The sequence below is a fragment of the Mesorhizobium sp. M1252 genome, assembly GCF_040318265.1.
Lineage (GTDB): Bacteria > Pseudomonadota > Alphaproteobacteria > Rhizobiales > Rhizobiaceae > Mesorhizobium.
This window is the reverse complement of sequence record NZ_JAMYLX010000004.1, coordinates 79,926-93,369: the sequence shown is the minus strand read 5'-3', so window position 1 is coordinate 93,369 and position 13,444 is coordinate 79,926. Positions and strand designations below refer to the sequence as shown.

13 protein-coding genes are annotated in these 13,444 nt (G+C 64.2%); 8 read left to right on the top strand and 5 right to left on the bottom strand.

What is annotated here, in order from left to right:
* The first annotated feature begins 34 nt into the window (after positions 1 to 34).
* On the top strand, positions 35 to 913 hold the full coding sequence (locus NKH22_RS09630) for a LysR family transcriptional regulator (protein WP_444848984.1): 879 nt from the start codon (positions 35 to 37) through the stop codon (positions 911 to 913).
* 63 nt (positions 914 to 976) lie between these two features.
* On the opposite strand, the gene NKH22_RS09625 is transcribed toward NKH22_RS09630, so the two are convergent.
* From NKH22_RS09625 to NKH22_RS09615, 3 genes are all read right to left on the bottom strand, one after another.
* Entirely contained in the window at positions 977 to 1,627 is a 651-nt protein-coding gene (locus NKH22_RS09625) for a dihydrofolate reductase family protein (protein WP_023731609.1), read from the bottom strand.
* 116 nt (positions 1,628 to 1,743) lie between these two features.
* The gene (locus tag NKH22_RS09620) at positions 1,744 to 2,601 is read right to left on the bottom strand and encodes a protein-L-isoaspartate O-methyltransferase family protein (protein ID WP_023821924.1); all 858 of its coding nucleotides are present in this window, start codon (positions 2,599 to 2,601) and stop codon (positions 1,744 to 1,746) included.
* Positions 2,602 to 2,654: 53 nt separating this feature from the next.
* On the bottom strand, positions 2,655 to 4,013 hold the full coding sequence (locus NKH22_RS09615; protein WP_023672432.1) for an Nramp family divalent metal transporter: 1,359 nt from the start codon (positions 4,011 to 4,013) through the stop codon (positions 2,655 to 2,657).
* 257 nt (positions 4,014 to 4,270) lie between these two features.
* On the opposite strand from NKH22_RS09615, the gene mntR reads away from it, so the two are divergent.
* Positions 4,271 to 4,726, top strand: a complete 456-nt coding sequence (gene mntR / locus NKH22_RS09610) for a manganese-binding transcriptional regulator MntR (protein ID WP_023672433.1) — start codon at positions 4,271 to 4,273, stop codon at positions 4,724 to 4,726.
* 91 nt (positions 4,727 to 4,817) lie between these two features.
* On the top strand, positions 4,818 to 5,006 hold the full coding sequence (locus NKH22_RS09605; RefSeq protein WP_023672434.1) for a hypothetical protein: 189 nt from the start codon (positions 4,818 to 4,820) through the stop codon (positions 5,004 to 5,006).
* A 28-nt stretch (positions 5,007 to 5,034) separates the two neighbouring features.
* Here the strand turns inward: NKH22_RS09605 and NKH22_RS09600 are convergent, their stop codons facing one another.
* Positions 5,035 to 7,101, bottom strand: coding sequence for a hypothetical protein (locus NKH22_RS09600; RefSeq protein WP_352909448.1), 2,067 nt, complete (start codon positions 7,099 to 7,101; stop codon positions 5,035 to 5,037).
* A gap of 188 nt (positions 7,102 to 7,289) precedes the next feature.
* On the opposite strand from NKH22_RS09600, the gene ypfJ reads away from it, so the two are divergent.
* From ypfJ to NKH22_RS09585, 3 genes are all read left to right on the top strand, one after another.
* Positions 7,290 to 8,225, top strand: coding sequence for a KPN_02809 family neutral zinc metallopeptidase (gene ypfJ, locus NKH22_RS09595; protein ID WP_023672436.1), 936 nt, complete (start codon positions 7,290 to 7,292; stop codon positions 8,223 to 8,225).
* Between the two features lie 176 nt (positions 8,226 to 8,401).
* Positions 8,402 to 9,667, top strand: coding sequence for a TCR/Tet family MFS transporter (locus tag NKH22_RS09590; RefSeq protein ID WP_023713902.1), 1,266 nt, complete (start codon positions 8,402 to 8,404; stop codon positions 9,665 to 9,667).
* Positions 9,664 to 10,584, top strand: a complete 921-nt coding sequence (locus NKH22_RS09585; RefSeq protein ID WP_023713901.1) for an aldo/keto reductase — start codon at positions 9,664 to 9,666, stop codon at positions 10,582 to 10,584. Before NKH22_RS09590 ends, NKH22_RS09585 begins: the two co-directional genes overlap by 4 nt.
* Positions 10,585 to 10,846: 262 nt before the next feature.
* On the opposite strand, the gene carA is transcribed toward NKH22_RS09585, so the two are convergent.
* On the bottom strand, positions 10,847 to 12,064 hold the full coding sequence (carA, locus tag NKH22_RS09580) for a glutamine-hydrolyzing carbamoyl-phosphate synthase small subunit (RefSeq protein ID WP_031197557.1): 1,218 nt from the start codon (positions 12,062 to 12,064) through the stop codon (positions 10,847 to 10,849).
* Positions 12,065 to 12,324: 260 nt separating this feature from the next.
* Between carA and NKH22_RS09575 the strand changes: the two genes are divergently transcribed.
* Both NKH22_RS09575 and NKH22_RS09570 read left to right on the top strand, forming a co-directional pair.
* The gene (locus NKH22_RS09575) at positions 12,325 to 12,774 is read left to right on the top strand and encodes a GatB/YqeY domain-containing protein (protein ID WP_031197556.1); all 450 of its coding nucleotides are present in this window, start codon (positions 12,325 to 12,327) and stop codon (positions 12,772 to 12,774) included.
* 109 nt (positions 12,775 to 12,883) lie between these two features.
* Positions 12,884 to 13,441, top strand: a complete 558-nt coding sequence (locus NKH22_RS09570; protein WP_023672441.1) for a GNAT family N-acetyltransferase — start codon at positions 12,884 to 12,886, stop codon at positions 13,439 to 13,441.
* The last annotated feature ends 3 nt before the right edge of the window (positions 13,442 to 13,444 follow it).

Here is a 13,444-nt window from a genome sequence, read left to right as displayed (position 1 = left end):
GCAATGTTTGCGATGGTTGGCATTAGCAGATATAATGCCATCCATGATCCGCAACCTCGACACAGCGCTGATCCGCACCTTCGTCACTGTCGCCGACAAGGCCAGCATGACGGCGGCGGCGAACGCGCTGCATCTGACGCAAGGCGCCGTAAGCCAGCAGATCAAGCGGCTGGAAGAAGCGCTCGGCTGCAGCCTGTTCGAGCGCGACCGGCGTGGCTTGCGGCTGACGCGGCCCGGCGAGCGGCTGTTCGGCAAGGGCAAACGGTTGCTTGGCCTCAATGACGAGATCTGGGCCGAGATGGCGGGCACCGAGGTCGCCGGCCAGGTGCGGCTCGGTGTTCCCTATGACCTTGTCGGCACTTTGCTGGCGCCGGTGCTGAAGGCCTATGCCGAGACCTATCCGCAGGTCGAGATTTCACTGCTCTGTGCGGCTTCGCCGGACCTTGCCGCGGCCCTCGCGGCCGGCACCATCGACCTTGCCGTCATCGAGGAACGGGTCGGCCCGTCGGCCGGTGAGTGCCTGGCCATTGACCGGCTGGTCTGGGTGGGGGCCAAGGGCGGCGTCGCCCGCGCCAAGCGGCCGCTGCCGGTGTCGATCGTCGCCGACACCTGCGCCTTCCGCCCGGTGGTGCTGTCGGCGCTGAACGAGCACGGGCTGGAATGGCGCACCGTGTTCGAGAACGGCAACATCGACGCGACGACCGCGACAGTGCGCTCCGACCTTGCCGTCACCGCCTGGCTGGCCTCCACCGTGCCTGCCGATCTTGACATCCTGGCTTTTGATGCCGGGCTGCCGCCGCTGCCGAATTTTTCCATCAATCTGCATTTGCCGAAGTACGGCACGGCGCCGGCAGCGCAGGAGTTCGCGCGGTATATCCGGGGTGGGTTGGCACGGCGGGCTGTGGCGGCTTGACAGAACTTGCATTTCCTCTCCCCCGTCGATCGGGGGAGAGGAAAGGTGCCAAGCCTGTCCCTGTTACTTCCAGTTCTTACGCCGCTCGAGCTCGGCCTCTGACGGCTTCTGCGTAGCGAACGACCCGACCTTGACCTCACCCCCGCGTTCGTAGGTCGCCATGATGACGCCTGTGGTAGTGGCCTGCGACTTGACCAGCTTGAAAGCGGCGGGCATCGCACCACCATCGAACAGCCGCTTGCCCTTGCCCAGCAGCAGCGGGAAGATCATCAACCGGATCTCGTCGATCAGCCCGTTGGCGAGCAAAGTCTGGATCAGCTCGCTCGAACCCTGGATGAGCAGGTCAGGCCCATCTTCCTTCTTGAGGCGGCGCAACGCCGCGACGATATCTTCTCCAAGCCATTGCGTATTTTCCCAGGTGAGCGAATCCGGCCGATGCGTCGCCACATATTTAGTCGCAGGGTTGAAGGCATCTCCGATGGCATCTTTCTGGTACGGCCAGTAAGCGGCGAAGATGTCGTAGGTTCTGCGGCCGAGCAGCAGGGCGAAGGGCTTAGAGAACAATTCCTCCATGGCCACGCCCGCCACCTCGTCGAAGTAGTGGAACGTCCAGCCGCCGAACTCGAAGCCGCCAACCGGGTCTTCTTCCGGGCCGCCCGGCGCCTGCATGACGCCGTCGAGGCTGACGAAGGTAGCGGCGATGATCTTTCGCATTGGATTTTCCTTTTCCAGGATCCGCGCCGTCAGGGCCGGATTTCGATCTAAGGACGGACAGGCCGGCGGCCGCCCGACAGGCGTTGGCAAAAAAACGCTGCGGCCGACAAGAGTACCTACCGCCGTCGCCCGCCGCCAAGCGCCTGCGACGAAAACCAGACATCGCCGATGATGGCGGTGGCGGTCCGGTCCGGCGCCCTGTCTGATGTCAGCCAGATCGAACGGCTGCGCGCGGCCTTCTGGAGGTCGGGGATTTTGGCCGCCGAACCGGCGACCGAGGCGCCGACGCAGGGGATGAACCACGAGCGCATGAAGGGGTCGCAGGCAAAACCTTGTTTGGTGCGGGTCACCATTACGGCCAGGCCGACGCCCTGGGACGGGCGCCAGGGAAAGATCATGCGGCCGCCCGCTTTCAGCGCCCTCAGCCAGGCAGCCGGCGGTGCGACGACACCGGCATTGACATAGATGATGTCGGACGGCGGCAGATCGCCGGTGACGGCATCGCCGTGGACGACGCTTACATTGCCGTAGGTTTCGAGATTCTTTGTTGCTCTGGCAGCAAGATCGGCCTCCATTTCGAAGGCGGTCACCGGGCCGGGCGCAACCAGCCGGGCCAGCAAGGCGGTGTAGTAGCCGGTGCCGGCGCCGATATGGGTGACGGCCTCGTCCGGCCTGGGAGCGATCCTGCCTATCCACATGGCGTGCAGGGAGGGTTCGCCATTGTTGATGCCCTTGTCGGCATCGAGCGCCACCAGCACGTCCTGATAGATGTGAACAGGATCGGCGCTCGGCGTCATGATCTTGCCGTTGCCGGTGGTGAGCGCCCTGCCGGCGACGACCGCCCAGGGTCCGGGACCGAGAAAGGCCTCGCGCGGCACGGTGGCAAACGCCTCTTCGAGGCGCGGGTCGGCCGAGCCGGCATTGGCCGCCATCAGTTGCGCGTAAAATTTCCTGGCGTCTTCGACACTTGTCATGATGGCGATCAAGATAGCGCAAGCGGCCGGTTTGTCGCGGTCGGGAATGAAACTCAGCCGACGCCGAAGACGGTGTCGTAGAGCAGCTTGAAGTTGAGCACCAGGATGACCGCCGCGACGACCCAGGCGAGGACCGCCACGCCGCGGGGAATGGCAAGGTTGCCCATCTTCTTCTTGTCGGAGACGAACTGCACCAGCGGGATGACTGCGAAGGGCAGCTGCATCGACAGTACCACCTGGCTGAAGACCAGCAACTGGCCGGTGCCCTTTTCGCCATAGAGCGCGGTGACGACCACCACCGGGACGATGGCGATGCCGCGCGTCAGCAGCCGGCGCGCCCATTGCGGAATGCGCAGGCGCAAAAAGCCTTCCATGACGATCTGGCCGGCAAGCGTAGCCGTAACCGTCGAGTTGAGGCCGGAGGCCAGCAGCGCCACCGCAAACAGGATGGAGGCGATGCCGAGGCCAAGCAGTGGCGACAAGAGCTCGAAGGCCTGGCCGATCTCGGCGACATCCTGATGGCCGGTGCCATGGAAGGCCACCGCCGAGACGATCAGGATCGAGGCGTTGACGAACAGCGCCAGGACGAGCGCGATGGTCGAGTCCGTCGTCGCCCATTTAATGGCGTCGCGCTTGCCTTTTTCGGTCCGTTCATAGGCGCGTGTCTGTACGATCGAGGAGTGCAGGTAGAGATTGTGCGGCATCACCGTGGCGCCGATGATGCCGATGGCGATGTAGAGCATCGCCGGATTGGTGACGATCTCCGTCGACGGCACGAACATCGAATGCAGGATCGAGCCGACCGGAGGGGCAGCGGCAAAGATCTGGATGGCGAAACAGCCGAAGATGATGATCAAAAGCGCGATGACGAAGGCTTCGAGATAGCGGAAACCCTTGTTCATCAAGAGCAGCACGATGAAGGCGTCGAGCGCCGTCAGCAACGCGCCGCCGATCAGCGGAATGCCGAACAGAAGCTGCAGCGCGATCGCCGTGCCGATCACCTCGGCGAGGTCGCAGGCGATGATGGCGAGTTCGCAGGCGATCCACAGCACGAAACTGACGGGACGCGGATAATAGGCGCGGCAGGCCTGGGCGAGGTCGCGGCCGGTGGCGATGCCAAGCCGGGCGGCAAGCGCCTGCAGCAGGATCGCCATCAGGTTGGACAGCATGATGATGAACAATAGCGTGTAGCCGAACTGGGCGCCGCCGGCGAGGTCGGTGGCCCAGTTGCCCGGATCCATATAGCCGACCGAGACCATGTAGCCCGGTCCCATGAAGGCGAACAGGCGACGGAACCAGACGCCGGACTGCGGCACCGCGATCGTGGAGTTCACCTCGCGCAGGCTGGGAGGATTGTCCTCCGGCCTGTCAAATCGCCAGGATGATCCCAAGGTAGCGTCAGCTTCGGACATGGAGGGCTTTCCACTGGGTGGATCGGTTGACGTCATCCTATCTATGCCAGGGCTCAACATTATGCAATAGGCTATATTTCATTGTATGTGCTTCCTGTTGCGCCGACCGGCAGGCCGGCAGGGGATCGCAAACGCCGGTTGCGCCTACCATGGAATGGAAATAAACGGCTGGAACAGTTAAGCCCGTGCTATGAATGGCAAAGGGCGATTGCTTTGCCCAAAGCCGATTCTTGTCAAAAGATAGGAAGGAGCGCGTGTTGGCGCTGAAGCACAGACCGGTTGGACGCGAGGAGCCGCTGCCTGACGCCGAGATTCATTCGAAAGGGTTCCGGCAGCAGCGCGAAGCGCGCCGCGGCGCGCTGGTCGAGGATTATGTCGAGCTGATCGCCGACCTGATCGAGGACGGCAATGAGGCGCGTCAGGTCGATATTGCTGCGCGGCTGGGTGTCGCCCAGCCGACGGTGGCCAAGATGCTGACCAGGCTGTGCGCCGACGGGCTCGTTTCCAGAAAACCCTATCGCGGTGTGTTCCTGACCGACGCCGGGCGCAAGGTGGCGGAAGAGAGCCGCATCCGCCACCAGACGGTAGAAGCGTTTTTGCGTTCGCTCGGTGTCAGCGCCGAGACGGCGCGCATCGATGCCGAGGGCATCGAGCATCATGTCAGCGCCGAGACGCTGGAAGCCTTTCGCAAGGCGATGATCGCGCCGCGCTGAGGGGTGCCGGGGCCGCACCACTGGAACCTCCGCACGTCAGGCTCGTTGCTCCTGACGTTGCGCGTGGTTGTCGCGCGCCAAGGAGGAAAACATGGGCGTCGAACAGGCACCGACCGCGAAGGGCAAGCAGGCGGCCGAGGGTTTGAGGCAGGCAGCGGCAAAGGACGAACGCAAGACCGAGGTCGAAACCGGCCATGCGCTGAAAAAGGGCGCCGCGCGTTTCGAGGAACGCTCCAAAAGCTCGGACGGCAAAAGCGCCGGCACCAAGCAGAAGATCTGAGTTCTGTTCGCAAGCGGCAACCTGCCGCTCATTCCTCGGTGTCCTGCACCCAACTGCGCGGATGGCCGTCGACGCGGAACTGGAATATGAAATAGGGCGGAATGCAGGAGCCCTTGCCAGGCTTGGCTGCGGCCAGATCGTCGTAGCCGGCGGTGCAGATATAGTCCTCGCGGCAGGGATGCGCCTTGTCGCAGGCGCGCAGGCCGGCGGTCTTGGTGAATTCCTTGGTGCAGAATTTGTGGTCCTTGCCCGACGCGATGCAGTCGTTGAAACCGGTCTTGGCGAGGCGGCCGCAAGTCGCCTCGTCGGGAAGCTTGTCGCAGCTTGCCTTGCGCAGCATGCCCCCGGGAAAGCCACCGGTCTTCTGCTCGGGGTTGTCGTAGCGTTGGCGCGCCGCGCCATAGCCGGCGAGCTTGATTACCGGTTTCTTGTCGCGCGCCGGATCGATGGCGCAGGCTTTTGCGGTGGCCGGCGACAGGCGGCAATATTTGTCGCTGCCCCAGCTCGACATCTTAATCTCGCCGAACTCGACGGGGTCGCCGACTGCGGTGGCCGCCTCGCTGACGCAGGTGCCGAAGCCCGGATGGATGTCGCTTTCATGGACGCCGGCGCAGCGCAGGCTTTCGCCGCAGCTCCAGTCCTTGAAGCTGGCATCCTTGCCGCTGTAGCAGATCGAGCCCCAGCCATTGTAGAGATCGGTGCCTTTCAGCGCTTCGGCGAGTTTGGCGTCCGGACGGGCGGCGAAGCCGCGTGAGAAATCCGGATGGCCGCCGGCGGCGAAGTCCTCGACGATGGCGCGGCGGCGCGGCAGGTCGGCGAAGAACACCGCCGAGCCGGGGACGAAGACGGCGTTGCGGCGCGGCTCGCTGGCCGGATCGGCGCCGGTGTAATGGAAGCCGGCAATGCCGTGCGTCTGGTGGCAGCCGGTGCAGGTCATTTCGTTGAGACGCAGATTGAAGCCGGCCACCGATTTCACGCTGCGCAGCGTGTTGCCCCTGGCGACATAGTCCTGCAGTGCCTTGTCGATGTCGGCATCGTCGAGCAGCCCATAGGCGATATTGTTTTGCGACCTGGCCATGCCGCCGGGTGCGACCGAGACGGCGCTGGTCGCCAGGAACTTGTCGTCGATGACCAGCCGGCCGCGATCGAGGTCGTAGAGGTTGCGGTCGGTGAGCAGCCATTTGGCGAAGGCCGGCCGGTCGGCCAGAACCACTTTCCGGTCGATCTGGTTCTCCATCTTCGATTCCTGGAAGGTGGACGTCGTTGGGTCCCATTTGAAAATCTTGAGGAGATATTCGGCGTGGCCACCGAAGTCGCGGCGGCTCGAGGCCGACAGCCGGAGAACCTGCATGTTCAGCTCAAGCCGCATGATCTGCGACGAATTCAGCATGGCGTTGGAGAGCGGCCCTTCGTCGGAGCGCAGCCAGGCTGCCAGTTGCTCGGGCGCAAGGTTCTTCTGGCCGGCGGCGAGCCAGCGCTTGGCGATTTCGGCACAGGAAACGGCGGTGGCGCTTGGACGGTCTCTCGAAGCGCGGGGGCGAGCCTCGCCGGGCCTGGCGTTGAAGACCAGACCCATGGTCAGCGGCAGCCGCGACGAGATGCGTTGCGCTGTCTTTCCCTTCGTGGGCTTCTCCGCCACCGAATAGTGGAAGCGGTAGATCAGCCTGATCTCGCCGCATTCGGTGTGGCCGAGATAGCCGCGGTCCATGCGGTTGACGACGCCGGTCAGGTCGAGCGTCGAGCCGTCATCGTCGATGTATTTCGGGTTGAATTTCTGGCTGGTGTCCTTCGACTTGGCCATGGCCGCGACGTAAGGATCGGGGCTATTGGCAGGCTCGTCGGCGATCTCCTGCTTGACGGCGTTGCGCACAGGGGTCAGCGCGCGCACCGAAAACAGGCCCCGATTGTCGACCTCGCGCGTGAGACCCAGCGCCGGGCCGAGCAGGCGGCTGATCGAGAGGCCGCCACGCTCAAGCGCCTGCAATGTCTCGGGATCGGTTACGGCGACGCTGGAATCGAGCGTCACGGCGCGCGCCGGCGACGGGCCGAGGCATAGCACCACCGCCAGCAGCAGAAATCGACCGATTGTCCGCAAGTCCCCGACACCCCCGTTCGAACCGGATGCTACAGCGCGCATGCCGCCTCGACCAGAGTGCGAACGCGATGCCGCCGCCACGAAAAATACTGTGACTTGGCGCAACCATTGCGATAATTGTCTGTTGGGTCGGACTGGGCCACGACAATCGGCCAGGCCAGCCGAAAATTTGCATACGGGGAGTTGCCATGCTCTGGAAGGGCCGCCGTCAGAGTGACAATGTCGAGGACGAGCGCAGCGACAGTGGCGGCGGTGGTGGTTTCGGCGGCGGCAGCCCTGGCCAGTTCCGCATCCCGATCGGCGGCCGCACCGGCGGCGGCGGCAGCATCCTGCTGGTTGTCCTCGTGGTGCTGGCCGGATGGTATTTCGGCTTCGACCCGTCGCAGATCCTGGGCAGCGGCGACGGCGGCGGCGTGCTGCCGGGTGGCGGTGGCCAGATTACCGACAACAGCGGCGGCCAGGACGACGGCGCCGGCACGCCTGCTTCCGACGAGATGAAGCAGTTCGTGGCGACCGTGCTGGCCGAGACCGAAGAGACCTGGACCGGCATCTTCCAGTCGCAGGGCCTGAAATACGAGGACCCGAAGCTTGTGCTGTTCAGCGGCCAGATCCGCTCGGCCTGCGGCTCCGCCTCGACGGCAGCCGGACCGTTCTATTGTCCCGGCGACCACAAGGTCTACCTCGACACCACCTTCTTCCAGCAGCTCGACCAGCAGTTCGGCGCCTCGGGGGATTTCGCCCAAGCCTATGTGATCGCTCATGAAGTCGGTCACCATGTGCAGAACCTCACCGGCATCCTGCCCAAGTTCAACCAGATGCGGCAGTCGATGGGTGAGGCGGAAGCCAACCAGATGTCGGTGCGCATCGAGCTGCAGGCCGACTGCTTCGCCGGCGTTTGGGCGCATTTCACCGCGCAGAAGGGCATTCTGGAACAGGGCGACATCGAAGAGGCGCTCAACGCCGCCAAGCAGATCGGCGACGATACGCTGCAGAAGAAGATGCAGGGCTATGTCGTGCCGGAAAGCTTCAACCACGGGACGTCGCAGCAGCGGCAGACCTGGCTTGCGCGCGGCTACAAGAGCGGCAAGCTGTCGGACTGCAACACGCTGACCGGTCCGGTTTGAGGCGCTCGCAAGTTCCAGCCGACCGCGGTCCAAAGCGCATCCGTCGGCGGGCCGATTCACCACCGGCAACAGATGTCAGGAGGAGAACGCCTGAGGCGTTCTCCTATTGTTCCAAAGTGGCGCCTCGCCTATAACGGGCGCCCGCCCAAGGGCGGTCTCAGGGAGCAGACGCCATTATGATCGACCCCAAAACCGCCAGGCGGGGCCTTGCGCTCGTCTTCACCACGCTGCTGCTCGACATTATCGGCTTCGGCATGATCATGCCGGTGTTGCCGGCCTTTCTCAGGGAGCTTTCCGGCGTCGGCATCAGCGAAGCGGCGATCGAAGGCGGCTGGCTGTTCTTCGTCTATGCGGCGATGCAGTTCTTCTTCGCGCCAATCATGGGTGGATTGAGCGACCGCTTCGGGCGGCGGCCGATCCTGCTTGCCTCGGTGCTTACATTCTCGATCGACAATCTGATCTGCGCCATCGCCTGGTCCTATCCGATGCTGTTCATCGGCCGCGTGCTGGCCGGCATTTCGGGCGCCAGCTATTCGACGACGTCGGCCTTCATTGCCGACATCTCGAACGATGACAACCGGGCGAAGAATTTCGGTCTGCTCGGCATCGCCTTCGGCGTCGGCTTCGTCATTGGGCCGGTGCTGGGCGGGCTGCTCGGCACGTTCGGGCCGCGAGTGCCGTTTTACTTTGCCGCCGGGCTTGCCTTCGTGAACTTCCTCATCGCCATGTTCTTCCTGCCTGAAACGCTCGATGAAAAGCACCGCCGCCGCTTCGAGTGGAAACGCGCCAACCCGGTCGGCACGCTGCTGCAGATGCGCCAATATCAGGGCATCGGCTGGATCGGGCTCGCCTTCTTCCTGATGACGCTCGGCCACATGATGTATCCGGCGGTGTGGTCGTTCGTGTCCAATTATCGTTATGGCTGGAGCGAGCAGCAGATCGGCTTCTCGCTCGGCGCCTTCGGCCTGTGTGGGGCGATCGTCATGGCGACGGTGCTGCCGCGCGTGATCCCCAAACTTGGCGAGTGGAAGACGGCGGTGATCGGCCTGACATTTACGGCGGCCAGCGCCTTCGGCTACGCCTTCGCCTCGCAAGGCTGGATGATCTATGCGGTGATCGTCGTCGGCTGCCTGGAAGCACTGGCCGATCCGCCGCTGAGAAGCCTCGCCGCCGCCAAGGTGCCGCCATCGGCGCAAGGCGAATTGCAGGGCGCGATGACGTCGATCTTCTCGATCACCTCGATCATCACGCCGCTGCTCTACACCGCGATCTTTTCCTGGTTCACCGGACCGAATGCGCCCGTAGTGTTCGGCGGCGCCCCCTATCTGGTTGGCGCGTGCTTCCTGACGCTTGCCGTCATTGTCTTTGTGACGAAAGTTGCGAGGCCGACGGCGGTGAGAAGCGTTGCCACCGGCGCTGCGGAAGATGGAGCCCAGATATGAGCCATGACAGCCGCATAGAGCTGACCAAGGACGGTTTGTCGCTGTCGCGGCTGGTGTTCGGCGCCTGGCGCCTGCTCGACAGCGCCGCGCGCCCGGACGCCGACCAGATCGCGCGGCTGATCGGCACTGCGGTCGATCTCGGCCTTACCAGCTTCGACCATGCCGATATTTACGGGCATTACCAGGTGGAAGCTGCCTTTGGCGCCGGCTTGTCGCGCTGGAAGGGCAAGCGCGACAGCATCGAGCTGATCTCGAAATGCGACATCATTCTGGCATCGGCCAACCGGCCTCAGAACCGGCTGAAGCATTACGACACCAGTGCGGCCCACATTGCCGCCTCGGTCGACCGTTCGCTCGCCAATCTCGGCACCGACTATCTCGACCTGTTGCTGCTGCACCGGCCGGATCCGCTGATGGATGCCGACGAGACGGCGGCGGCCCTTGCCGGGCTGGTCAAGTCGGGCAAGGTGAGAGCGGTCGGGGTCTCCAATTACACGCCGTCGCAGTTCGACCTTCTGGCTTCGCGGCTGCCGTTTGCCTTGGCCACCAACCAGATCGAGATGTCGGTGCTGAAAACCAATGCGCTGGTGGATGGCAGCCTCGATCACGCGCAACGCCTCGGCTATGCGCCGATGATCTGGTCGCCGCTCGGCGGCGGCTTGCTGTTCACCGGCAAGGAAGGGCGCGAGGCGCGGGTCAGGGCGGCAATCGCGGCGGTGGCTGCCGAGATCGGCGCCGGCGATCTCGCCGCCGTCGCCATCGCCTGGCTGCTGCGTCATCCGGCGCGGCTGGCGCCGGTGCTCGGCACGATGAAGCCCGAGCGGCTGGCCGTCATGGTCAAGGCGCTGGAGATCGACCTCGGCCGCCAGCAATGGTTCGCCATACTGGAGGCCAGCGAAGGTCGGCCGGTGGCGTAAGGTCACCCAGGCGCGAACTTCGAACCCGCCATAGGTGTGTGCTTCGTCCCTTAATGCGGCGCGCAAGCGAAGCGATGAGGAGGGCTTGGGCTCACGGGATTGCCGTCGGCGCTCTCGAAGCCTTCGTCGCTTCGAGCCGTCACAAACAGACCAGTGACCGGTTTATTCCATTGACCAAGACAAGGGCAATCGCGCCGCGTTTGTAACTCCGGCTATTCGGAGCATCACGATCTGGGCAACGGCTAGACGAAGACCTGTAAAATCAAACCCGTTCGGCCAGCAGTTCCTCGCCGCGCTTTTCGCGGATCAGGTTGACGAAGCGGCGGAACAGATAGTGCGAGTCCTGCGGGCCGGGCGAGGCCTCGGGGTGGTGCTGGACCGAGAACACCGGACGTCCGGTCAGCGCGATGCCGCAGTTCGAGCCATCGAACAGCGAGACATGGGTTTCCTCGACGCCCTCGGGCAAGGAGTCGGCATCGACGGCAAAGCCGTGGTTCATCGAGACGATCTCGACCTTGCCGGTGGTATGATCCTTGACCGGGTGGTTGGCGCCGTGATGGCCCTGGTGCATCTTGGCGGTCTTGCCGCCGAGCGCCAGGGCCAGCATCTGGTGGCCGAGGCAGATGCCGAACACCGGAATATCGGTCTTGAGCAGGTCCTGGATGACCGGCACCGCGTAGTCGCCGGTGGCTTCCGGGTCGCCGGGGCCGTTGGAGAGGAAGATGCCGTCGGGCTGCATGGCCAGGATTTCTTCCGAACCGGTACCGGCCGGAACCACGGTGACCTTGGCGCCGAGGCCGGAAAGCAGGCGAAGGATGTTACGCTTGACGCCGTAGTCGATGGCGACGACGTGCATCGACGGCTCGGCCTGTTCGCCAAAGCCTTCGTTCCACACCCAGGGCGTTCCACGCCAGACCGAGGACTGGCCGGAGGTGACTTCCTTGGCGAGGTCAAGCCCGATCAGGCCCGACCAGGCGGCGGCCCGCCGCTTCAAATCGTCGAGGTCGAAGATGCCGTCGGGCGCGTGCGCAATGACGGCATTGGGCATGCCCTTTTCGCGGATCAGCGCGGTCAGCGCCCGGGTGTCGATGCCCGACAGCGCGACGATGCCGCGCTTCTTCAGCCACTGGTCCAGCCCGGTGCCGGCGCGGTAGTTGGACGGGTTGGTGACATCGGCCTTGAACACCGCGCCGACGGCGCCGGCACGGGCGACCGGGTTCAAGTCCTCGATGTCCTCGTCATTGGTGCCGATGTTGCCGATATGCGGGAAGGTGAAGGTGACGATCTGGCCGGCATAGGACGGGTCGGTGAGAATTTCCTGGTAGCCGGTGAGCGCGGTGTTGAAGCAGACTTCGGCAACGGCGGAACCGGTGGCGCCGAGGCCGCGACCCTCGATGACGGTGCCGTCGGCCAGCACCAGAAGGGCGGTCGGCTTTTCGGTTGCCCAAGGCGGGGTCAGTCCGGGGGTCATCTCGGCCATGGCGACGCTCCTGTCACGCTGCGCGCTTCGATGGCGGGCCATCTGCGCAGCAAACGGCGCGGCCGATCTCTCGAGCCTGCGCGCATCAATTCTTTGTCTTGTGCAAGGCCGAGTACATAGGGGAAGGCGCCAGAGCGGTCAATGATGCCCGTGCCAAAAACGGCGAGCATTTGTTTCGTCGAACAATATCAGAGGCTTGGCGTGTTTGCTTTACGAGTTTGCCACCGTTATTGTCCGCACCGTTCGAAGGAGAAAGCATCATGCGCGCAAAAATCGCCGAATCCCTGAAGAGCGCGATGAAGGCGCAGGACAAGCACCGGCTGCCGACACTGCGGCTCATCCAGGCCGCCATTCACGACCGCGACATAGCCAATCGCGGCTCGGCCAAGGACCCCGCCAGCGACGAGGAGATCCTGCAGATCCTGGCCAAAATGGTGAAGCAGCGCGAGGAATCGGCCAAGGCGTTCGAGGACGGCAAGCGCCCGGAACTGGCGGCGCAGGAGCGTGGCGAGATGGAGATCATCCGCGGCTTCCTGCCGACGCAGTTGGACGAGGCGGCGGTGACTGCAGCGGCGCGCGAAGCGATCACTGCTACCGGTGCGACCAGCCAAAAGGACATGGGCAAGGTGATCGCTGTGCTGAAGCAGAAATATGCCGGCCAGATGGATTTCGGCAAGGCTAGCGGCATCGTCAAAGGCCTGCTGCAGTAGGAGCCGACACCACTTCAATGGCGAAGGAGAGCAGGGGCATTACCTCTGGGCAAGAAACGGTCCGCACCGGCTTAAGCGAGCAAGCCTTGACCTGCCGGAGAGACCCACCATGATCGAAATCGTCAAACCCACGCTCGAACATCTGCCCTCCTACAAGGCGGCGCTCGAGCGTGGCTGGTCGCCGGACAATGTCCGGCTGATGGAAGCGACGCGCGAGCAACTTGCGGCGATCGACGAGGATCCCGCGGCGTTCCTTGCCAGCCTCGACGATCCCGAGGCCAAAGGAGGCCCGATTACCTTGCCGGACGGCACGACCGTGCCGCGGCTGCCGGGCTTCCGGCGCTGGATCTGGGACGGCGAGGCCGCCGGCTCGATCGGCTTTCGCTGGCAGCCGGGTACGGCCGCACTGCCGTCGCATGTGCTCGGCCATATCGGCTATGCCGTGGTGCCGTGGAAGCGCGGACGAGGCTATGCGACCGAGGCGCTGCGGCTGATGCTGGACGAGGCGAGGGCTGTTGGTTTGCCATATGTCGAGCTCACCACCGACCTCGACAATCCGGCCTCGCAGAAGGTGGTGCTGGCCAATGGCGGCCGTGTGGTCGGTCCGTTCATCAAGGACGCCGCGTATGGCGGCGCCGAGAGTTTGTTGTTCCGGATCGATTTGTAGTCC

What these genes read in the sequence shown, in the direction of transcription:
- NKH22_RS09630 (WP_444848984.1), top strand. Translation starts at nt 35, where the DNA reads ATGCCATCCATGATCCGCAACCTCGACACAGCGCTGATCCGCACCTTC.
- NKH22_RS09625 (WP_023731609.1), bottom strand. Translation starts at nt 1,627, where the DNA reads ATGCGAAAGATCATCGCCGCTACCTTCGTCAGCCTCGACGGCGTCATG.
- NKH22_RS09620 (WP_023821924.1), bottom strand. Translation starts at nt 2,601, where the DNA reads ATGACAAGTGTCGAAGACGCCAGGAAATTTTACGCGCAACTGATGGCG.
- NKH22_RS09615 (WP_023672432.1), bottom strand. Translation starts at nt 4,013, where the DNA reads ATGTCCGAAGCTGACGCTACCTTGGGATCATCCTGGCGATTTGACAGG.
- NKH22_RS09605 (WP_023672434.1), top strand. Translation starts at nt 4,818, where the DNA reads ATGGGCGTCGAACAGGCACCGACCGCGAAGGGCAAGCAGGCGGCCGAG.
- ypfJ (WP_023672436.1), top strand. Translation starts at nt 7,290, where the DNA reads ATGCTCTGGAAGGGCCGCCGTCAGAGTGACAATGTCGAGGACGAGCGC.
- NKH22_RS09590 (WP_023713902.1), top strand. Translation starts at nt 8,402, where the DNA reads ATGATCGACCCCAAAACCGCCAGGCGGGGCCTTGCGCTCGTCTTCACC.
- NKH22_RS09585 (WP_023713901.1), top strand. Translation starts at nt 9,664, where the DNA reads ATGAGCCATGACAGCCGCATAGAGCTGACCAAGGACGGTTTGTCGCTG.
- carA (WP_031197557.1), bottom strand. Translation starts at nt 12,064, where the DNA reads ATGGCCGAGATGACCCCCGGACTGACCCCGCCTTGGGCAACCGAAAAG.
- NKH22_RS09575 (WP_031197556.1), top strand. Translation starts at nt 12,325, where the DNA reads ATGCGCGCAAAAATCGCCGAATCCCTGAAGAGCGCGATGAAGGCGCAG.
- NKH22_RS09570 (WP_023672441.1), top strand. Translation starts at nt 12,884, where the DNA reads ATGATCGAAATCGTCAAACCCACGCTCGAACATCTGCCCTCCTACAAG.